A 19,884-nucleotide genomic window follows, 5' to 3' on the forward strand; every position below is an offset into this window, starting at 1 on the left:
CAACATGGCAGCGTCAAGCCAGAGCGTAGCAACCGGCCGAGGCAAACGCCTTTGGCTCGTCCTGCTCGGTCTGTTGGTCGTCCTCGCCGCGCTCTATACCGGGGGATGGTATTACGCGACCGGCTTCGTAAGATCCAACGTTCTGAAGGCGCTCGGCCAGCAGAACAGCGCCGGTATAGCAGGCAAATGCGAGAACATGGCCTTCAACGGCTTCCCCTTCTCCATCGGGTTGACCTGCGACACAGTCACGGTCGACAACCAGACCCGCGGCGTCTCCGCCAATTTCGACACGCTGAGCGCATCCGCACCGGTCTTCCAGCCTAACCACGTCAGCTGGAGCCTCAAGTCGCCGGCAGAATTGCGGACGACCGAGGGCCTGACGGTTTCGGCCGAATGGACCACCCTGCAATCGAACCTCGTCGCCAAGGGCCGGGGCGTCGCGCAAAGCCAGACCGTCATCGATGGTCTTAAGGCGGGCATCGTCTCGTCCTTCACCGGCCAGAGCGCCAATGTGACTGCCGCCCACACCGAAATGCATGCCAGCCAGAACGGCGACGACCTGGATTTCGCAATCGGCATCGAGAATGCCAATGCAGTCATCAAGGACTTCCCGCAGACGCTGCCGACCGCTTCGACCAGCGCCAACGTGACTCTGTCGGGCAAGGCGGGATTGCTCGACGGCAGCGATCGCGAGGGCCTTCACGGCACTGCGGGCGTCCTGCACCAGGCCGTCATCGACATCGGCGACGGCCGCGTCATGACGCTCTCCGGCCCCTTCAATTTCGACGAGGACGGATTTTTGTCCGGCCAGTTCAAGCTGGAGATCAACCAGATCGGCCCCTGGGGCGATAGCCTGAGCACGACGCTGCCTGCCGCCAAGAACATCATCAAGACGGCCACCAAGATGCTGAAGGCTCTGGCCAGCGGCGCCGACAAGGTCTCCGTCGACCTGACTGCCGATCGCGGTCGTCTCTCGCTCAGCGGCTTCATTCCGCTCGGCAAGATTCCGCCGATCTGAAGTCCGGAATATTTTCAGAAAAAGCCCGCCGCGATCTTCCGTCCGGAATGCCTGAGAAACAAGAGGATGGAGCGTTTCCGCAGGTCAAGAAAAAGCGCGAACGCTCTAGAGCATGTCGCGCAAAAGTGTGCAGCGGTTTTTCCTGCTACGACATGCGTGAAATCAAAGAGCTAAAGCGCGTGAAGCGAATCTTAGAGATCGCGACGCGCTTTAAGCCTCGGGCGTGCCTGAGATGTCTTTCAGGAAAAATATCTCTGGGCTCGGCTGGGCGAAGCGAAAATCGATGCTGCCGGCCGCCTTGAAGCCATTGCGACGATGCCAGGCCTGAGGATCGGCTTCCGCCCACTCGCTTGACGTCATCAGATGCTGTGCGCCCTCTTCGATCATGGCGCTTTCCCAGACCCGAAAGAGAGCAGTCCCCGCGCCGGAACGCTGCAGCGAGGGCAGCACGCGGATCATGTCCATGTAGGGTATCTTGCCCCAGAAGCGGCTGAACCGCAGGAAGCCGAGAAGCGTACCATCCTGCTCGGCGACAAAATATTCCTCGAACTGGATGCAGCGCGTGATCCAATCCTCGCTCGCATCGTCGTGCTCGATGAGCCAAGACAGATCTTCGGAGCGCCCGCGTCTGACGATCATGAGCGCCCCTCCATCGTATAAGGCTGCTTATTCCTTCGTATCCAGGGCATGGCGGCCGAAATCCGGCGCGTCGACGTCCTGGCCGGCCTCGACGATCGAACGGCGGATGGCACGGGTACGGGTGAAGAGTTCAAAGATCTTGTCGCCCTCGCCCCAGCGGATCGCTCGTTGCAGCGAGGCAAGATCTTCCGAAAAGCGCGACAGCATTTCGAGGATCGCATCGCGATTGTGCAAGCAGACGTCGCGCCACATGGTCGGATCGGATGCGGCAAGGCGGGTGAAATCGCGGAAGCCGGAGGCAGAGTATTTGATAACTTCCGACTCGGTCACCGTCTCCAGGTCGTCGGCGGTGCCGACGATGTTGTAGGCGATGAGATGCGGCAGATGCGAGACGATCGCCAGCACCTTGTCATGATGTTCCGGGTCCATCTCGTCGACGCGGGAACCGAGGGTTTCCCAGAAATCGCGCAGCGTCTTGATCGCGGCTTCGTCGGTGCCAGGAACAGGCGTGAAGATGCACCAGCGCCCCTTGAACAATCCGGGAAAACCGGCATCAGGACCTGATTTCTCCGTGCCGGCCAGCGGGTGGCCCGGAATGAAGTGCACGTTGGACGGCATGTGCGGCTGCATCTGTGCAATGACCGATGCCTTGGTCGAACCGACATCAGTCACGATGGCGCCCGGCTGCAGATGAGCGGCGATTTCCTTGGCGACGCTCTCCGAGGCTCCCACAGGCACCGAGACGATGACAAGGTCGGCACCCTTGACCGCTTCGGCCGAGGACGGCGTATAACGATCGCCCAGTTTCAGCTCCTCGGCGCGCTTCAGCGTTTCGGTGCTGCGCGTCGAGATCACTACTTCCTTGGCGAGACCGAGCCGCTTGATGTCATGAGCGATGGAAGAACCGATCAGGCCGATGCCGATCAGCGCAATGCGATCGAACTTGATGTCGCTCATGCCTTGCGTCCCATAAACTCCGTCAGCGTGTCGATGAAGCCGAGATTGGCCTCTTCGGTGCCGATGCTCATGCGCAGCGAATTGGGGAAGCCATAGGCGCGCACGGCGCGCACGATGTAGCCGCGGCTGGTGAGGAAATCGTCGGCCTCGACGGCGCGCTTGCCATCGACATCGGGGAAATGAATGAGAACGAAATTCGTAACCGACGGCGTTACCTTGATCCCGATGGCCTCAAGCGCAGCCGTCATCTTCTCGATCCACTGCAAATTGAAGGCAACGGTCTCGGCCGTGAAGGCCTGATCGCGAACGGCAGCGGCCCCGGCAGCAATCGCGGCGCTGTTCATGTTGAACGGGCCGCGCACGCGGTTGACGGCGTCGATAATGTCGACCGGCGCATACATCCAGCCGACGCGCAGCGCCGCCAGCCCATAGACCTTCGAGAAGGTGCGGGTCATCACGACGTTCTGGTTGGCCGACACCAGCTCGAGGCCTGCTTCGTAGTCGTTGCGGCGAACATATTCCGCATAGGCGGCGTCGAGCACGAGGATGACATGCTTCGGCAGGCCTGCCTGCAGCCGGCGGATTTCGCTGACGGGGACATAGGTGCCGGTCGGGTTGCCCGGATTGGCAATGAAGACCATCTTGGTCTTATTGGTAACGGCGGCCAGGATCGCGTCGACATCGACGGTGCAATCCTTCTCCTTCACCGTGACCGGCGTCGCACCAGCGGCCATGATCTGGATCTTGTAGACCAGGAATCCATGCTCGGTGATGATGCCTTCGTCGCCCGTGCCGAGATAGGTATGGCAGAGCAGGCCAAGCAGCTCGTCGGAGCCGTTGCCGCAGATGATGTTGGCGGTGTTCAACCCATGCACGTCGGCAATCGCCTGACGCAGCTCCTTGGCCTGACCGTCCGGATAACGCTCCAGCTGGCCGGCAGCCGCACGGAAGGCTTCGATGGCCTTGGGGCTGGCGCCAAGCGGCGTCTCGTTGGAAGAGAGCTTGAAGACGCGCTCGACGCCCGGCGCATGCTCCTTGCCCGGTACATAGGCAGCGATATCGAGAATACCGGAACGCGGGACGGGCTTGCTCATTTCCATGCTCATGGGATCGACCTTGTAAAGGGGCGGAAAATTCCGTCTTGAAACACCCCGTCGCATTAAAGCGGAAACGCGGTTTTGTCGAGGGTCAGCGCCGCATCGATCGTATCAGGCGCCGTCGCGCGTCGTCGGAATACCGCGCGGCGCGAGGACGGGCACGAAGACGCGGCGCGATGCCCGCACGGCGACCGGCAGACCCTGATACAGCCGCTTCTGCGCCTCGACGATAATGACCCCGGAGAAAGCCGGCCAAAGCGTGCGACCGACCCTTTCGAAGGCCCGGCGCAGGCTAAGAACAGTGCGCAGTTTCGAGGGCGGGAAGAACAGCGCTTCCGCCGTCGCACCGGGCGTGAAATTGGTTTCCCTGAGCAGCGAGGTCAGCTGCCCGCGGGAATAGGGCCGGCCGGAACCGAAGGGCGTGTGCTCCATGCGCGCCCAGACACCGCGACGGTTCGGCACGGCGATGACAAGCCGCCCACCGGGCGCCAGCACGCGCCAGAGCTCCTTCAGCGTCTCGCGCGGGCTTTCGGCAAACTCCAGCGAATGCACCATCAGCACGCGGTCGATCGAGCTGTCGGGCAGCGGCAGCTCTTCGTCGAAAATCAGCGCCGTGGACGATGCCGATCCCAGCGGCCAGTTCACGGCGCCCTGCCCTGCCGGCATGAAGGCGAAGGTGCGCTCGGTATCGGCGCGGAAGCGATCGAGATAGGGAACGGCATAGCCGAGGCCGACGAGACGCTCGTCCGGCATGCGCGCCCAGATGGAGGAAAGCGCCATGGCGATCGACTGCTCGGCCAAGCGACCGAGCTCGGAATGATAAAACTGGCGGAGATCGACAATATCGGCGTGCATCGAAACAAATGTTATCAGCCAAGCGTTGGACTTCAAGACCGAACGACTTACATTCTCCATCAACGAAAAAGACGAGGACGATTTCAGTCATGAAACCATTGGAATTAGAGATATTTATCTGCCGTTCCGACAATTACGGCGTCTTGGTCCATGATCCGGAAACCGGATCGACGGCATCGATCGACGCTCCGGATGCAAATGCGATCCTGAAGGCGGCCACGCGTCGCGGCTGGACGCTCAGCCATATCCTGACGACCCATCACCACACCGACCACGTCGAAGGCAATCTGGCATTGAAGGAGCAGTTCGGCTGCGAGATCATCGGCCCGATCAACGAAGCCGTTGCCATTCCCGGCCTCGACCGCGCCGTCGGCGACGGCGATACGTTCGAGTTCGCCGGCCATACGGTCAATGTCATCGAAACGCCTGGGCACACCGCCGGTCACGTCTGCTACCACTTCGCCGACGACAAGCTGCTTTTTGCTGCCGACACGCTGTTTGCGCTTGGTTGCGGCCGCCTTTTCGAGCGCATACCGGCCGATATGTGGGCCTCGCTGCAGAAGCTGGCCGTGCTGCCGGACGAGACAGCCATCTATTTCGGCCATGAATACACGCTCTCCAATGCCCGCTTCGCGCTGACAATCGATCCGGACAACGAGCGGCTGAAGGCCCGCGCTGCCGATATCGAGGCATTGAGGGCCGAGGGCAAGTTCACCATTCCGACGACGCTGGCGCTGGAGAAGGAAACCAACCCCTTCCTGCGCGCCGCCGATCCTTCGATCCGCCGCCATCTGCTGATGGAAAGCCGCAGCAACGAAGAGGTCTTCGCCGAAATCCGCAAGCGCAAGGACAATTTCTGATGCGGGTGAAAGAGATTATCGAAACCCTTTCCATGCAGCGGCATCCGGAAGGCGGCTGGTACGTTGAGACCTTCCGCGACGAAAATGGCGGCGCACGCGGCCATTCGACCGCGATCTACTATCTGCTCGAAGCGGGCGAGCGTTCGCACTGGCATCGGGTGCGCGATGCCGCCGAGATCTGGCACTTTTATGCCGGCGCGCCGCTCGCGCTGCATCGATCGGCCGATGGTACGACGAGCGAGACATTGGTGCTCGGCCTCGACCTGGTAAAGGGCGAACGACCGCAGGCCATCATTCCCACCGGCTGGTGGCAATCGGCCGAAAGCCTCGGAGAATTCACGCTTGTCGGCTGCACGGTCTCTCCCGGCTTCGAATTCTCAAGCTTCGAAATGGCTCCGCCGGACTGGAAACCAGCCTCAAGCTGAGCCTCTTTACCTTTCGTTGACATCACGCGGCATGCGGCCGGACGGCTCGGCACGACAGCCTTGAAAAAATTTCGCGCTGTCGCAGCTTTACTCGGGGAGAGAGAAGAGTGGTTCATCCGGAGGAGGTTTTTTCGTGCGATCATTGTTATCTTTGCTCGTCGCTGCAGGTTGCGTCATGAGCGCACCTGCACTGGCCCTTGATGCGCCGGCGTCACCGCCGGGCGAAAAACCCCTGAAAAACTTCGTAACTTCGGTTGAGACGGACGGCTCGATCACGTTCCGTCTTTTCGCTCCATCCGCAAAGGCCGTCACCGTCGGCCTCGGCGCGCGCGATCCTATCGCCATGCAAAAAAGCGACGACGGCACCTGGAGCACGAAGACCGAAGTCCTGAATCCCGATCTCTACGAATATTATTTCAACATCGACGGCTTCCGCAGCATCGACACCGGCACGAACGCGCCGAAGCCGCAGCGGCATGTCAACACCAGCCTCATCCTCGTACCCGGCAGCATTCTCGACATCCGGAAGGTGCCGCATGGCGACCTGCGTCTGGTGACCCTGCATTCGAAGGCGCTGAATTCGGAACGGCAGATGTATGTCTATACGCCACCCGGCTATAGCGACGCCTCCAAGCCTCTGCCTGTGCTCTATCTCTATCATGGCTTTGGCGACACCGTCGGCTCCTGGGTCGCGCAGGGACGCGCGCCGCAGATCCTCGACAATCTCCTCGCCGAGAAAAAGATCGAGCAGATGATCGTCGTGATCCCCGATACTGAAACCGACATACCCGACGCAATCGCCGAAAACATGCCGGCCTCGGATCTTCGCAAGGTGTTCTTTCCCGCCAATGCCGAGGCCGCCGATCGCGAACTCGTCGACGACCTCATTCCCTACATGAAACAGCATTACCGGGTGCGCAACGATGCGGACGGTCGCGCGGTCGCCGGTCTTTCCCAGGGTGGCTATCAGGCGCTCGTGTCAGGCCTCTCGCATCTCGGCACCTTCGGCTGGGTGGCGAGCTTCAGCGGCGTCAGCACCACCAGCTCCCCGAACAAGGCTGTCGATGCCGCGCTGAACGAGCCGGAAAAGATCAACAAGGCGTTGCGCAATTTCACGGTCACGGTCGGCAGCAAGGACGACGTCGTCGGTAAGGATGTGACCGGCCTGAAGGCGACGCTCGAAGAGAAGAAGATCAAGCACGAATATCACGAATATCCAGACCTCCGGCATGAGATGGATGTCTGGCGGCCGTCGCTTGCGGCCTTCCTGGAAAAGGTCTTCAAGAAATAGCGGGCAGCGATTGCGGCGGAACTATTCCGCCGCTTCCGCCTGCGCCTGTTCCGCGTTGCCACGGCGCAGGATCATGCGGTGCGCGGCAAGAACCGCGCCGCCGGTCACGAGCAGGCAGGCGAATGCAATGCCCCAGCTCGGCTCGGCAAAACCGAACAGCGTCAGGATCAAGGTCGACAGCAACGGTGCGGCATAGCTCGCCGCGCCAAGGATCTGGATATCGCCGTTCTTCACGCCATAGTCCCAGGCATAGAAAGCCGCTCCGACGGGAAAGAGGCCAAGCCCGAGCACCGCCACCCATTGTGCTGCGCTCTCCGGCCAGATCGTATCCTCAAGGCCGAGATGGCAGACGAAGGAGAGGATTGCCGTGACGAGGCAGAAGATGGTGACGACATCGGTGGAAACGGCCTCGAAGCGGCGCGTGATCAGCGAGTAGGCGGACCAGGTAAAGGCGCACAGGAAAGCTGCCCCGTAGCCAACTGCATAGGCGCCTTCGAAATGGAAACCGTTGCGACCGACGATCAGGACCGTACCCGCCAGCCCCATCAGCGCGCCGACGATATGATACCAGCGCAGCCGCTCGCCGGGCAGCAAGGCAGATCCGACGACGATCAGCAGCGGCCAGAGATAGGCGATGAGCCCAGCTTCCACCGCCGGCGCATGGCGCAATGCCGTGAAATACAGGAAGTGATAGCCGAAAAGGCCGACAATGCCCGTTACCCAGACTTTTGCCGGCTGACGTAGCAGCTGCAGCCGCTCGGGCTTCAGCATCAGCACGACGATACCGGGGATGCTGCCTATGGCAAAGCAGATGGCGAGCAGCTGAAACGGCTGCATCTTGCCGGACGCCACCGTCAGAAGCGCCAGAAACGACCACATGAGAATGGCCGAAAAGCCCGTCAATGTCGCACGAAACCTCACCCCTGCCCCCAGCTCGTTGCTGCGGGCATCCTCCTGCCCGCTAGGTCAATCCCGGGAAAAATGCGCAGCCGTTTTCCGTGCGGAATTGCGTAGAAATTAAACGCCAGGGGCGTCAAGCGCTTCTGCGAAGCGTCTGGCGGCCTAGCTTCCGTATTTCACGGCCGTAATCGTCACCGTCCCATACTGAGTCGGTATGCGGACGTAGACCGGAGCATATACATTCATGGCTTCGGCCTTGGCAAACCAGATCTCCATATTGTCGCTCTTGGCAAGATAGAGGTAGTCCTTGCGCGAACTCTTGTAGCCGCTCTTCGGCGTGAAGCGCACGCCGCAGGCAACCGTCTTGCCCTTGAAGCCCTCGGTCGAAAACGGATGAGACCCCTTCGGCGACAACTTCAGATCCATCCGCATCTCACCGTCGAATACGGCCAATGTCTGGTTGCAGAGATTGAGGCTTGGCGTGATCGGAAAGATCATTCCGGAAATCGGGTCGAGCACGGACTTCAGATCCGCTTCGGTGATGGGAACCCAGTTGTCCGGCCGCTTTGGCTCCGGCGTGATCGTGTTCGAGGTCACGCTGCCGTTGGTGTAGGCAACATCATAGGTACGCTCTTTCTTGCCGCTCTTGTAGAACAGCGTGTAGTGCGTCGCCTGCAGCTTGTTGTCGTTGACGACACCTGTCACATCGGTCCTGGCGTCAATCGACGTTACGAGGTCTGCCAGACCTGCGGAGGTAATATCGCCACGGATGGTGAATTGCTTTCCGGTGACCTCGGTCTTGAAATCCGCCCTGGCGATCGGCAGGCCGGCCAGTGAAACGCGGTAGCGCGTTTCATGCCGCAGCACGTCGGCCAATGCCATCGACGGCATCGACGCAACGATAGCTGAAATAAGAAACCACTTCCGAGTTTGAAACATGATCAGGGCCTTCAACGAGGATCAGGCAAGATATATAGACACTATGTCTGCCTGCTGCGAGCGCCAGACAACAGCAGCTTTTTGACGGAATTGCGGGAAAACACAAGGTTTGGCTTGACGCGGCCAGCCTCTCTGACTATAGAACCGCAACTTTCCAATTATGGCCCGTTGGATTGCGTGCCGGGTGTTGCCCGGGATGTCTACCTGATGGCCGCGAAAAACAAAAGTAGGTGTACCATGTCCCGCATGTGCGAATTGACCGGCAAGGCCGTCCTCGTGGGCAACAACGTTAGCCACGCCAACAACAAGACCAAGCGTCGGTTCCTGCCGAACCTCTGCCAGGTCACGCTGATCTCCGACGTTCTCGGCCAGCGCTATCGTCTGCGCGTTTCCGCTGCAGCGCTTCGCTCGGTTGAACATCGCGGCGGTCTCGACGCTTTCCTTATCAAGGCAAGCGAAAACGAACTCAGCATGCGCGCTCGCCTGCTGCGTCGTCAGATCGTAAAGAAGTCCGCTGAAGCTGCTGTTGCTGCCTAAGCACTAGCACTTCACGATATCATACGGGCTAAAAGGCTTGTACGGATAAGATCCGCTCAAGCCTTTTTCCATGTCCGATTCACTCCAACTGGTGGCATCACCCAGGATAAAAAAATGCTGACAGCACGCCATACCCTTATCTACGTTATGCTGATGACGCTGGTCGTCGTCGCCTCCAACATCCTCGTGCAGTATCCGCTGCAGGCCACGCTCGCCGGCATCAATCTTGCGGATATCCTCACCTGGGGCGCCTTCACCTATCCGGTCGCCTTCCTCATCACCGATCTCACCAACCGTCAGTTCGGCCCTAAGGCTGCGCGCAAGGTGGTTTTTGCCGGCTTCGTCGTCGGTGTCGCGCTGTCGTTCTATACCGCACAGCCGCGCATCGCCATCGCCTCCGGCTCGGCCTACCTCGCCGGCCAGCTCCTGGACATCTCGGTCTTCAACCGCCTGCGCCGTATGGCCTGGTGGCGCGCACCGCTGTTCGGCTCGCTGATCGGCTCGATGCTGGACACGCTGATCTTCTTCTCCTTCGCCTTCGCACCATTCTTCGTCTTTTTCGGACCGAACGATCCCTTCGCGATCGATTGGGCTCCGATCCTCGGCGTCTTCTCCACCTCGGCACCGCGCTGGATTTCCTGGGCGATCGGCGACTTCTCGGTCAAGGTCACCGTAGGCCTCGTCATGCTCCTGCCCTACGGCGCGCTGATGAACATGCTGAAGCCGATGTCGCAGGCGCCGACGGCATGATGAAGCCATTGTTCGATGCGCACCGTCATCGGTGCGCATCGATCGCTGCCCTCTAGCGTAAAGACAGGCAGGTCAGCACGGCGGCTGCGAATGCGGCCGGGTTTTCGGCCATCATCAGATGGCCGGTATCTCTGATGTTGAGCCGCGCCGTACAAAGACTGTTGGCCCAGTCCGGAACGTCCCACCCTTCAGCGGAACGACGACCCGCGATGAGATAAAGCGGAATACCGGACCGCAGGATGTCACGGATTGCATCCAGATAGGCAGCCTCTCCTGTTGCAGCTACGACCGCTCTGGCCTGCGCCTTGATCGTTGATGGCGGCTGATTCGCAAGCCAGCGCCTGGCAAGGGCCGACGTCCATTCGTTGATCTGCACGCCCGCCCCGGCAATCCAGGCATCCGGGTCGGCTTCATAGCCGCAGATGATCTCCGCGACCTCCTCATCCGGCTTCACGGCGATCTGTCCTGACCAGAAAGCATCCTTGAGGGTGAAATTGCCCTCGATGCTTGTCAGCGACTCGACCAGCTCGGGAAAATGCCGGGCGACAAGCACCGAAACGGCGCCACCGACGGAATGGCCGACCAGATGGACTTTGCCTTTACCGAGACCGGAAATGAAGTCCGCGATGTGGCGAGCCTGATCGAGAAGGTTCAGCTTGCTCGTGTCGGCAGCACGATTGCGGCCATAGCCGATGAGATCGGGTGCGTGAATCTCGGCATTGCCGAAAGCAGCCAGGATTTCTGGATCGCTCAGGCTGCCAAAAAGCCCATGCACAAGCACGATAGGTTCGTCTGGAACTGGCATATCGAGAATCCGATTGTTGGAGCAAGACGTCGCTTAGCTCAGACCGGCGATTCCCTCAATATCCGGGTGCCGGAGCGCGCGATCAGTCCGGAGCCATGTGCTAATTCCGGCCGGCAGCACCTTCATCGCGGAGACGGAATTCCAGCATCAGGCTGCGCTGCAGGATCGAGTGGTTGTCGTCGGACACCATGATCAGGTGAAGTGAGCCATCGGCTGCGCGGAAAACGTCGAGGCCTTCCATGTTGTCGATCTGATACCCCGAGCCTGCTTCGAAGATCACCTTGCCGTCGAGAACGGCGTCCGGCTTGATATCCGCGCCGGCGATACGGCGGATGCGCACGCCAAGGCCATGCACGAGCCCGAAACGGCGCTCCAGCAACAAGAGGTCGCCATCGGGCAGGAACACACCGTCACTGACGTCGTAGTCGCAGTAGCGCCGGACTGTGAAGCGGCCTTGCAGAGGGCCCTCCAGAACAGCGGCGAACATGTTGCCCTGCTCGTCCAGGCTGTCCTCGGTAACGATGACAGCGGCGCCGGCAAGCGGGCTCGATTGCGGCGCGATCATCAGCGCCTCGAGACTGCGATTGGAACGCAGCTCCACTCTGGGAATGGGGATAGGCAGGCTATCGTCCGGCGGCGATATTTCAAAACCCGGATCGGGATAGGTATCGACGCGATGATGCTGCTCGTAGCTCACCAGTATATGGTCGCCACGCAAGGCCAGCCCCTCGGCATCCATCCCGCCCGTCCCAACATCCGTGCCGCGATCACGGTCGATCATGGGCGCGATACGGGCCTCGGAAATGCCTTTCAGCCGCCCCTTGTCATCGCGCATGATGGCGCCCGTCAACCAGTGGCCGGTATCCAGCACGGAAACGAAGTGCTGCTGATCGGGACGAAAGCGAATGGCTGAAATGGCGCCCAGCAGCGCATTGTCGGAACTAAGCTCGAGACCGCCGATAAACTCGAGCGCCCCGAACTGCGTTTCGCCCGAGCCGCGCTTGAAGGTCGAGATCACGGTGGTGCGAATGTCCGCCGGGCCGCCGTCATCAGCTCGATCTTCCGCATCGCAGCCGGCAAGCGGCAATGCGAGCAAGGCCATTATGCCAAGACATCGGGCCACGACCGGACCGCGCTTGCAACCGCCGTTGCCAAAGGGAAGATGCATCGGCCCGAAGGCCGATGCGAAAGGAAGCCGAAACGGGCTCAGCTTGCACGGCGCATGCGCGAACGCGGCATGCTTGCCTGATCCTCGAACAGCGAGGCGAGCTGCTCCGTCATCGCGCCCGCGAGTTCGTCGGCGTCGACAATCGTAACGGCGCGGCGATAATAGCGGGTGACGTCGTGGCCGATGCCGATCGCCAGCAGCTCGACGGGTGAGCGGGTCTCGATCTGATCGATGACGGCCCGCAGGTGCCGTTCCAGATAGTTGCCCGGATTGACCGACAACGTCGAATCGTCGACCGGCGCGCCATCCGAAATCATCATCAGGATACGGCGCTGTTCGCGGCGGCCGAGCAGACGGTTATGCGCCCAGATCAGTGCCTCACCGTCGATATTCTCCTTGAGCAGACCTTCGCGCATCATCAGGCCAAGATTGCTGCGCGACCGGCGATAAGGCTCGTCCGCAGACTTGTAGATGATGTGGCGCAGGTCGTTCAGACGACCCGGCGTCTGCGGCTTGCCGCTGGCGAGCCACTTTTCGCGTGCCTGTCCACCCTTCCAGGCCTTGGTGGTGAAGCCGAGGATCTCGACCTTCACACCGCAGCGTTCGAGCGTGCGGGCAAGGATATCGGCGCAAGAAGCGGCAACCGTAATCGGACGCCCACGCATCGAGCCGGAGTTGTCGATCAGCAGCGTCACGACCGTATCGCGGAACTGCGTATCGCGCTCCATCTTGAAAGACAGCGCCTGCATCGGGTCGATGATCAGACGAGTCAGGCGCGCCGGATCGAGATAACCCTCTTCCAGGTCGAAATCCCAGGAACGGTTCTGCTGCGCCATCAGGCGACGCTGCAGACGGTTGGCGAGCCGACCCACAGCGCCTTGCAGATGGGCGAGCTGCTTGTCGAGGAAGGCGCGCAGGCGCTCGAGCTCGGCCGTGTCACAGAGTTCCTGCGCCGTGGTCGTCTCGTCGAACTCCTCCGTATAGACGTGGTAGTCGACTTTCTCGTTGAAATCGGCGAAAGGCGTGTTCGGACGACGGGTTTCGCCCGGCGTTTCCGAATCTTCCTCGCCCTCTTCACTCATATCGTCGTCGGAGATCTCGCCACCGTCCTCGGTTGCGCCATCCTCCATCTGCTCGTCGGAGGTTTCGCTGTCCTCGGCAGGTGCCGCGTCGGAGCCTTCGTCTTCGTTGGCCTCGTCGTTGTCCTGATCTTCGCCGTTCGGCTTGTCGTCTTCGCTCGGCTGCTCTTCGCTGTCGGGCTCCGACTGCTCGTCGCCATATTCCTCGGCCATCTCCATGGCGGTCAGAATATTGCGGACGACACGGGCGAAGCTCTGCTGGTCGTTGATCGACGAAAGCAGATTGTCGAGTTCGCCGCCGGTCTTTTCCTCGATGAAAGGCCGCCAGAGATCGAGCACCTTGCCGGCGCTTTCCGGTGGCTTCTGGCCGGTCAGCTTTTCGCGCACGATCATCGCCATGGCTTCGCCGATCGGCGCGTCTTCCTGCCGTTCGATGCCTGCGAAGTTCGCCTTGGCGTATTTCTCCGCATTCATCGAGCTGAGGTTGGCGGCAACGCCGCTCATGCGTAGCGAACCAATCGATTCAACACGCGCCTGCTCGACGGCATCGAAGATCCCTCGAGCATCTGCGCCCTGCGGCGCCATGACCGCATGGACGCGAGCGTCGTGACAGGCCAGCCGCAACGCCATCGAATCGCCAAGCCCGCGGGTCACCGCGAGTTCATGCATCGTCGGCCGCTTCGAAAGCTCCGGCAAGCGAATGCGCTCGCCGGTCATACCCGGGCGTTCGTTGGCGAATGCTACCTCGACCTCGGCATCGCCGGCGATCGAGCGCACACAGCCTGTGATCGCCCGGCGCAACGGCTCCATGTCCACCGGAGCACCCGGCTTCGCTCTGGAATTATCTCCGCGACCTGACATGATGTATCGGCTCTTCCCTATGCTTCAAGCACGATGTTGGCAGCACTTTCCTTCAGCTCGACGCCGAAGGCGCGCTGATAGTGCTCGGCGACCAGCGGCCGCTCCAGCTCATCGCACTTGTTGAGGAAGGTGACGCGGAACGCAAAGGCGACATCGCCGAAGATCTCCGCATTCTCAGCCCAGGTGATGACGGTACGCGGGCTCATGACGGTCGACAGATCGCCATTCATGAAGGCAGCGCGCGTCAGATCGGCAACACGAACCATCTTGGAAACGGTATCGCGACCCTTGTCGTTGCGGAAGGACTTCACCTTAGCCAGCACGATGTCGACTTCGTTGTTGTGCGGCAGATAGTTCAGCGTCGTCACGATCGACCAACGGTCCATCTGGGCCTGGTTGATCTGCTGCGTGCCGTGATAGAGGCCGGTCGTGTCGCCGAGACCGATGGTGTTGGCGGTCGCGAACAGGCGGAAGGCCGGGTGAGGACGAATGACGCGGCTCTGGTCGAGCAGGGTCAGGCGGCCCGAGGATTCCAGCACGCGCTGAATGACGAACATCACATCCGGACGGCCGGCGTCATATTCGTCGAAGACGAGCGCGACATTGTGCTGGTAGGCCCAGGGCAGAATGCCGTCCTTGAATTCGGTGACCTGCAGCCCGTCCTTGACGACGATCGCATCCTTGCCGACGAGATCGATACGGCTGACGTGGCTGTCGAGGTTGATACGCACGCAAGGCCAGTTGAGGCGTGCGGCAACCTGCTCGATGTGGGAGGACTTGCCGGTGCCGTGATAGCCCGAAATCATCACGCGGCGGTTGTGGGCGAAGCCGGCGAGAATGGCGAGCGTGGTCTCGCGGTCGAACAGGTAGTCCGTGTCCAGGTCGGGCACGTAGGCGCCGCCCTTGCTGTAGGCGGGAACGCGAATGTCGGAATCGATGCCGAAGACTTCACGGACCGAAACGGTGGTGTCGGGAATCTCGGAAATATCAAGGTCAATCTTGCTCATCATGTCTCCAGGGCGGGTGGCTCTTCACCCTGCCATATCAATCTCAGCCATTTTTTCCGAAACGCCGCAGCTTGTTGCCCACATCCGTTCGGTCGGAACGCGGCGATACTTCTCCGGGACTAAAGCAAAATCTCGGCGCGATGAAATGATCGCTTGCGAGCATCCTTGAACAGAGTCCCGGACAAGAAACGCCGCGTCCGGAAAGTTGGCCGAGGTGCAGCCAGCCAAAAGCACACCCTGCCGCGGTTGCCCGCGGCTTCAGCCGATTTGGACCATACCTGATTGAAGGCGGAGAGCAAGGACGGGAATTAACAAAAACCGTTCTGTTTCAATAATTGATAGGCCTGTATGACGGCGCGGAAACGCTCCTCGGAGCCACGGTCGCCGCCATTGGCATCGGGATGGTGCATTTTCACCAGTTCCTTGTAGCGGCGCTTGATTTCCGACGCGGTAGCCGTGGCACCCAGACCCATCGTGTCGAATGCTTTGGCTTCGAGCGTTTTCAGCTTGCGCTGCTCGGGGAAACGCGGGCCGCGCCCCTGTCCTTCGCCTTCCTTGACGAAACCGAAAGGATCCCGAACGCGCGAATAGGAACCGGAGCGGATATCGGACTGGAGCGGACTGTTCTTGGCGGCCTTGTTCACCCCCACCGTCCATGTCGGACGATGGCCGGTAATGGCTTCCTTCTGATAGCGCGCAATCTCGCCGTCCGAGAGGCCGGAGAAATAGTTATAGCCCTTGTTGTATTCCTTGACGTGCTCGAAGCAGAACAAAAAGAACTGCCCCTCCGCATTGCGCCCGACCGGGGCGCGATGCGTACCGTGCTTGTCGCAGCCGTCCCACTGGCACGTCGGCGGGCCCTGCTCGGGCTCCTGCGCGCGCTTGCGGCGAGTACGGATGCGATCGAAATATTTTGAATCAAGTCTCATGGCGTCCTAATTATGGGCTCTCGATTACCCCACAACAAGAATTGACAAATGGGAATGTTATAGGCTTTGTGGGAGCTTTTTTTCGCAACGGAGATGACGCGGGAATATGGAAACAACACTGCAATCCCGCATTGAAGCGAAGCTGAACGACGCTTTCGCACCGGAGCGCCTCGCCGTCATCAACGAAAGCCACCTGCATGCGGGCCACCAGCCCGACATGACGGGAACCGGCGAGACCCATATAAGAATTCGAATCGTTTCCGCCAAGTTCGCGGGCATGCCGCGCCTCGCGCGCCACAGGGCGATCAATGAGTTGCTGAAGCCCGAGCTGGATGCCGGCCTGCATGCGCTAGCCGTCGAGCCCGCAGCACCCGGAGAGGCCGTTCGCTGGTAGCAGCAGACGGCAACTTTACTGCGGCTTCACCTCTTCCGTCTCAGCGGGGCGGATGCGCAGCTTGGTGATGCGATTCTTTTCCCGCTTCATGACGATGAAGCGCTTTCCATAAAAGGTGAAAGCCTGCCGCTCTTCCGGGATAGTCATCGATTCGTGGATGACGAGGCCGGCAATCGTCGTTGCCTCCTCGTCCGGCAGGTTCCAGTCGAGCGCGCGGTTGAGATCGCGAATCGGCACAACGCCGTCGACGACGATCGAGCCATCGGCTTCCTGCCGCACACCCTGGATATCGATATCGTGCTCGTCGGCAATATCGCCGACGATCTCTTCGAGAATATCCTCAAGCGTCACGATACCCTGGACTTCGCCATATTCGTCGACGACGACGGCGAAATGCTGTTTGCGGCGCAGGAATGCATTGAGCTGGTCTTCGAGATTGGTGCTGTCAGGCACGAACCACGGTTTCTGGGCGATCTTGACGATGTCGAGATTTTCCGGCTCAACATTCGGCTCCGCGAGCGCTCGCAAGAGATCCTTGGCGTGCACGACGCCGATGATATTGTCGATCGAACCGCGCCAGAGCGGCATGCGCGTATAGGGGCTGTCGAGAATGGCGCGCACGACCACTTCCGGCGCGTCGTCGGCATTGATGGCGCGCATCGCCGTGCGATGCACCATGATATCGGAAAGCTCCAGTTCGCCAAGATCGAGCACGCCACCCAGACGGTCACGGTCGGCCTTGACGACCGAACCCTCGCGGTGCAGCAGATCGACCGCACCGCGCAGTTCGTCATGGGCCGACAGCATCGACACCTCTTTCGAGAGGTTGATGCCGAACAGGCCGAGGATCCATCGGACGATGGCGTTGACGAAACTCGATACCGGGCCGACGACAGCAACGAAGAGCCGGACCGTGCCGGCCACATTGAGCGCAAAACGATCAGGCGTGGAAATCGCCCAGCTTTTCGGCAGCACTTCGGCGAAGATGACGAGGATTACGGTCATGGCAATGGTCGCGAGCGCCACGCCAGAATTGCCGAACAGGCCGAGAAACACGCTGGTCGCAAGCGAAGAGGCCAGGATGTTGGCAAGGTTGTTGCCGATGAGTAGCGCGCCGATCAGCCGGTCCCGACGCTCGATCAGGCGACGTACGATCCCGGCCTGCTCATCCCCGTTCGCTTCGAGCGTATGAATGCGGCTACGCGAGGCGGCGGTCAGCGCCGTCTCCGAACCGGAAAAGAAAGCCGACAACAACACCAGCGCGACGATCGAAATGATCTCGGGCCAATATTCCAACAATACAGCCAGCGTGCCTTCGACCGTCATCAGGGATGCTTTCCCTTCAGGAAGCTCAGAACCTCGGACGATGGCACGTCATCGGCAATGAAGGACTGACCGATGCCGCGGGTCAGGATAAAGGTGAGCTTGCCGCTCTTGACCTTCTTGTCCTGGGCGATCGCATCCATCAGCGTTTCGGCCGGCGGCAGCTCTCCGGGGATATCGCTCATCCGCGTCGGCAGGCCGACGGCCTTCAGATGGGCCTCGACGCGCTTGGCATCGTCAGGGCTTGCCAGATTGAGGCGTGCCGAAAATTCGTGCGCGAGCACCATGCCGATCGAGACACCTTCGCCATGCACCAGCCGGCTGCTGTCATAGGCTGTGGCCGCTTCCAGCGCGTGGCCGAACGTGTGGCCGAGATTGAGCAGGGCGCGCGGGCCGTTTTCGTGCTCGTCAGCAACAACGACATCGGATTTCGCCTGGCAGCTTGCCGCAATCGCCTCCATGCGGGCGGCACCTCCGGCGAAAATATCCTTCCAGTTGGTCTCGAGCCAGGCGAAGAAATCCGGCTTGTCTATGAGACCATACTTGGCGACTTCAGCGTAACCGGCGCGGAACTCGCGCTCGCTCAGCGTATTCAGCACATCGATATCGGCCAGCACGAGGTCAGGCTGGTGAAAGACACCGACCAGGTTCTTGCCGTGGCGGGTATTAATGCCGGTCTTGCCGCCGACGGAGGAATCCACCTGCGATAACAGCGAAGTCGGGATCTGCACGAAGCGAACGCCGCGGCGCACGATGCCGGCGGCAAAGCCCGAGAGATCGCCGATGACGCCGCCACCGAGCGCAATCACGGCGTCGTTGCGCTCGACACGCGCAGTCAGCACGGCGTCGCACACAGTGATCAGATGCTCGAAGCTCTTGGTCTTTTCGCCGGCCGGCAGCACCAGGCTGGATGCCTGGATGCCTTCTGCTTCAAGGCTCGCAATCAAGGCAGCAAGATAATGGGGCGCAACGTTTTCGTCGGTGATGACGGCGGCCCTGCGGCCCTTCAGCCGCGTCGCGATCTCGCGCCCGGCTCTGGCGACCAGGCCGGGGCCGATCAGAATATCATAGGCGCGCTCGCCGAGAGGCACGCGCACGAGACGTTCTGCGGAAGCCGGTGTGATCGCATTCATGGAGTTTTGCTTTCTGCTTTCTGTCCCTCGGCAATGGCAGCAAGGACTTCCTTGACCATGACTTCCTTGCTCACATCGCGGGACAGAACCGTGAGATCGGCTTCCGCATAGATCGGGTAGCGCACGTTCATCAGGTTCTCGAGGGTCTGTTTTGGATTTTCGGTCTTGAGCAGGGGGCGCGTGTCGCGCTTGTTGACCCGGTCCCAGAGCACGTCGAGATCGGCCTTCAGCCAGACGGAAAGGCTGCCGCGCTTGACATGCTGCCGCGTGCTGTCGTTGATGAAGGCGCCGCCACCGGTCGAAACCACGCGCGGGCCGCCGCGCAGAAGGCGCTTGATAACGCGCGTTTCCAGCGCCCGGAACTCCTGTTCCCCATAGGCGGCGAAGAGTTCGGCGATCGTCATGCGCGAGACGCGCTCAATTTCGGCATCGGTATCGACAAAGGGAATGCTGAGCTGCTGCGCGACCAGCCGGCCGACCGAGGATTTGCCTGCCCCCATCAATCCCACAAGGACAAGATTGCGCTGACCCAGCGCGGCGCGCGCCTTGTCTCTGAGGCTCTCGGCAAGGATCAGGACTTGTTCACTCATAGGCCCATTCACTATTTCTTTGGAAACGGTATCGTCAAATGCGCCGGTAGCGTCAAGACGCCGCCGTGTAAACATGTCTGCAATATCCTTCAGCTAACCCTTGATGGATATAAATATTGCGTCGCCGGGCCTGTGACTGGGACGAGGAGAGTATTCGAATGCCGACCCTGTTTCGCTTCCTTGTCATCTGCGCGGTGATCGGCGGATCGATATATGGGGCAATGTGGGCGCTTGCTCTCTTCGTCAATCCGCAGCCGCGCGAGATCACCATCCGCATTCCGTCGGAGCGCATCAATCCTCCGGTAACGGGCTCGGTGAAGCCATGAA

At 60.7% G+C, this 19,884-nt stretch carries 22 protein-coding genes; 8 read left to right on the forward strand and 14 right to left on the reverse strand.

The window, feature by feature from the left end; genetic code table 11:
• The first annotated feature begins 4 nt into the window (after positions 1 to 4).
• Positions 5 to 1,018 carry a DUF2125 domain-containing protein gene (locus tag ACIQJ2_RS18615; RefSeq protein ID WP_400674372.1) on the forward strand — a complete coding sequence of 338 codons (1,014 nt, stop codon included), beginning with the start codon at positions 5 to 7 and terminating at the stop codon, positions 1,016 to 1,018.
• 210 nt (positions 1,019 to 1,228) lie between these two features.
• Here ACIQJ2_RS18615 and ACIQJ2_RS18620 read toward each other — a convergent pair whose 3' ends face one another.
• From ACIQJ2_RS18620 to ACIQJ2_RS18635, 4 genes are all read right to left on the reverse strand, one after another.
• Positions 1,229 to 1,657 (reverse strand): GNAT family N-acetyltransferase, encoded by a 429-nt coding sequence (locus ACIQJ2_RS18620; protein WP_400674370.1) that lies wholly within the window; start codon positions 1,655 to 1,657, stop codon positions 1,229 to 1,231.
• Between the two features lie 27 nt (positions 1,658 to 1,684).
• Positions 1,685 to 2,614, reverse strand: coding sequence for a prephenate/arogenate dehydrogenase family protein (locus ACIQJ2_RS18625; protein ID WP_400674368.1), 930 nt, complete (start codon positions 2,612 to 2,614; stop codon positions 1,685 to 1,687).
• Complete coding sequence (gene hisC, locus ACIQJ2_RS18630; protein WP_400674366.1) at positions 2,611 to 3,720, reverse strand: histidinol-phosphate transaminase; 1,110 nt, start codon at positions 3,718 to 3,720, stop codon at positions 2,611 to 2,613. The genes ACIQJ2_RS18625 and hisC overlap by 4 nt, the downstream gene beginning before the upstream one ends.
• A gap of 102 nt (positions 3,721 to 3,822) precedes the next feature.
• The gene (locus ACIQJ2_RS18635) at positions 3,823 to 4,602 is read right to left on the reverse strand and encodes a class I SAM-dependent methyltransferase (RefSeq protein ID WP_199147330.1); all 780 of its coding nucleotides are present in this window, start codon (positions 4,600 to 4,602) and stop codon (positions 3,823 to 3,825) included.
• A 53-nt stretch (positions 4,603 to 4,655) separates the two neighbouring features.
• On the opposite strand from ACIQJ2_RS18635, the gene gloB reads away from it, so the two are divergent.
• The 3 genes from gloB to ACIQJ2_RS18650 all read left to right on the forward strand — a co-directional run bounded on the left by gloB (position 4,656) and on the right by ACIQJ2_RS18650 (position 7,142).
• Positions 4,656 to 5,426, forward strand: coding sequence for a hydroxyacylglutathione hydrolase (gene gloB / locus ACIQJ2_RS18640; protein WP_199147328.1), 771 nt, complete (start codon positions 4,656 to 4,658; stop codon positions 5,424 to 5,426).
• Positions 5,426 to 5,851 carry a cupin domain-containing protein gene (locus tag ACIQJ2_RS18645; protein ID WP_400674363.1) on the forward strand — a complete coding sequence of 142 codons (426 nt, stop codon included), beginning with the start codon at positions 5,426 to 5,428 and terminating at the stop codon, positions 5,849 to 5,851. Before gloB ends, ACIQJ2_RS18645 begins: the two co-directional genes overlap by 1 nt.
• Before the next feature lie 175 nt (positions 5,852 to 6,026).
• On the forward strand, positions 6,027 to 7,142 hold the full coding sequence (locus ACIQJ2_RS18650; protein WP_400674361.1) for an esterase: 1,116 nt from the start codon (positions 6,027 to 6,029) through the stop codon (positions 7,140 to 7,142).
• 21 nt (positions 7,143 to 7,163) lie between these two features.
• Here the strand turns inward: ACIQJ2_RS18650 and ACIQJ2_RS18655 are convergent, their stop codons facing one another.
• Both ACIQJ2_RS18655 and ACIQJ2_RS18660 read right to left on the reverse strand, forming a co-directional pair.
• Complete coding sequence (locus ACIQJ2_RS18655) at positions 7,164 to 8,063, reverse strand: DMT family transporter (protein ID WP_400674359.1); 900 nt, start codon at positions 8,061 to 8,063, stop codon at positions 7,164 to 7,166.
• A gap of 141 nt (positions 8,064 to 8,204) precedes the next feature.
• A complete protein-coding gene (locus ACIQJ2_RS18660) occupies positions 8,205 to 8,981 on the reverse strand; it encodes a DUF3108 domain-containing protein (RefSeq protein ID WP_400674356.1) in 777 nt (258 codons plus the stop codon).
• A 237-nt stretch (positions 8,982 to 9,218) separates the two neighbouring features.
• Between ACIQJ2_RS18660 and rpmB the strand changes: the two genes are divergently transcribed.
• Together rpmB and ACIQJ2_RS18670 are read left to right on the forward strand one after the other, a co-directional pair.
• Positions 9,219 to 9,518: a 50S ribosomal protein L28 gene (rpmB, locus tag ACIQJ2_RS18665; RefSeq protein WP_004107717.1), complete on the forward strand. Its 300-nt coding sequence runs from the start codon at positions 9,219 to 9,221 to the stop codon at positions 9,516 to 9,518.
• A 114-nt stretch (positions 9,519 to 9,632) separates the two neighbouring features.
• A complete protein-coding gene (locus ACIQJ2_RS18670; protein ID WP_199147318.1) occupies positions 9,633 to 10,268 on the forward strand; it encodes a queuosine precursor transporter in 636 nt (211 codons plus the stop codon).
• A gap of 52 nt (positions 10,269 to 10,320) precedes the next feature.
• On the opposite strand, the gene ACIQJ2_RS18675 is transcribed toward ACIQJ2_RS18670, so the two are convergent.
• The 5 genes from ACIQJ2_RS18675 to ACIQJ2_RS18695 all read right to left on the reverse strand — a co-directional run bounded on the left by ACIQJ2_RS18675 (position 10,321) and on the right by ACIQJ2_RS18695 (position 16,117).
• On the reverse strand, positions 10,321 to 11,073 hold the full coding sequence (locus ACIQJ2_RS18675; protein WP_400674353.1) for an alpha/beta fold hydrolase: 753 nt from the start codon (positions 11,071 to 11,073) through the stop codon (positions 10,321 to 10,323).
• 100 nt (positions 11,074 to 11,173) lie between these two features.
• Complete coding sequence (locus tag ACIQJ2_RS18680; protein WP_400674349.1) at positions 11,174 to 12,175, reverse strand: esterase-like activity of phytase family protein; 1,002 nt, start codon at positions 12,173 to 12,175, stop codon at positions 11,174 to 11,176.
• 104 nt (positions 12,176 to 12,279) lie between these two features.
• Positions 12,280 to 14,181, reverse strand: a complete 1,902-nt coding sequence (gene cobT, locus ACIQJ2_RS18685) for a cobaltochelatase subunit CobT (protein WP_199147312.1) — start codon at positions 14,179 to 14,181, stop codon at positions 12,280 to 12,282.
• Between the two features lie 17 nt (positions 14,182 to 14,198).
• Entirely contained in the window at positions 14,199 to 15,188 is a 990-nt protein-coding gene (cobS, locus tag ACIQJ2_RS18690; RefSeq protein ID WP_400674346.1) for a cobaltochelatase subunit CobS, read from the reverse strand.
• Between the two features lie 308 nt (positions 15,189 to 15,496).
• A complete protein-coding gene (locus tag ACIQJ2_RS18695) occupies positions 15,497 to 16,117 on the reverse strand; it encodes a J domain-containing protein (RefSeq protein ID WP_199147308.1) in 621 nt (206 codons plus the stop codon).
• A gap of 106 nt (positions 16,118 to 16,223) precedes the next feature.
• Between ACIQJ2_RS18695 and ACIQJ2_RS18700 the strand changes: the two genes are divergently transcribed.
• Positions 16,224 to 16,511 carry a BolA family protein gene (locus tag ACIQJ2_RS18700; RefSeq protein ID WP_400674344.1) on the forward strand — a complete coding sequence of 96 codons (288 nt, stop codon included), beginning with the start codon at positions 16,224 to 16,226 and terminating at the stop codon, positions 16,509 to 16,511.
• A 15-nt stretch (positions 16,512 to 16,526) separates the two neighbouring features.
• On the opposite strand, the gene ACIQJ2_RS18705 is transcribed toward ACIQJ2_RS18700, so the two are convergent.
• The 3 genes from ACIQJ2_RS18705 to ACIQJ2_RS18715 are packed head-to-tail and all read right to left on the reverse strand — an operon-like array spanning position 16,527 to position 19,557.
• Entirely contained in the window at positions 16,527 to 17,837 is a 1,311-nt protein-coding gene (locus ACIQJ2_RS18705; protein WP_400674341.1) for an HlyC/CorC family transporter, read from the reverse strand.
• Entirely contained in the window at positions 17,837 to 18,967 is a 1,131-nt protein-coding gene (gene aroB, locus ACIQJ2_RS18710; RefSeq protein ID WP_199147302.1) for a 3-dehydroquinate synthase, read from the reverse strand. The genes ACIQJ2_RS18705 and aroB overlap by 1 nt, the downstream gene beginning before the upstream one ends.
• Positions 18,964 to 19,557 carry a shikimate kinase gene (locus tag ACIQJ2_RS18715; protein WP_199147300.1) on the reverse strand — a complete coding sequence of 198 codons (594 nt, stop codon included), beginning with the start codon at positions 19,555 to 19,557 and terminating at the stop codon, positions 18,964 to 18,966. Before ACIQJ2_RS18715 ends, aroB begins: the two co-directional genes overlap by 4 nt.
• Positions 19,558 to 19,715: 158 nt before the next feature.
• On the opposite strand from ACIQJ2_RS18715, the gene ACIQJ2_RS18720 reads away from it, so the two are divergent.
• Positions 19,716 to 19,883, forward strand: coding sequence for a hypothetical protein (locus tag ACIQJ2_RS18720; RefSeq protein WP_199147298.1), 168 nt, complete (start codon positions 19,716 to 19,718; stop codon positions 19,881 to 19,883).
• The last annotated feature ends 1 nt before the right edge of the window (position 19,884 follow it).

It is taken from the genome of Rhizobium sp. NPDC092011, assembly GCF_044756305.1.
Classification (GTDB): domain Bacteria; phylum Pseudomonadota; class Alphaproteobacteria; order Rhizobiales; family Rhizobiaceae; genus Rhizobium.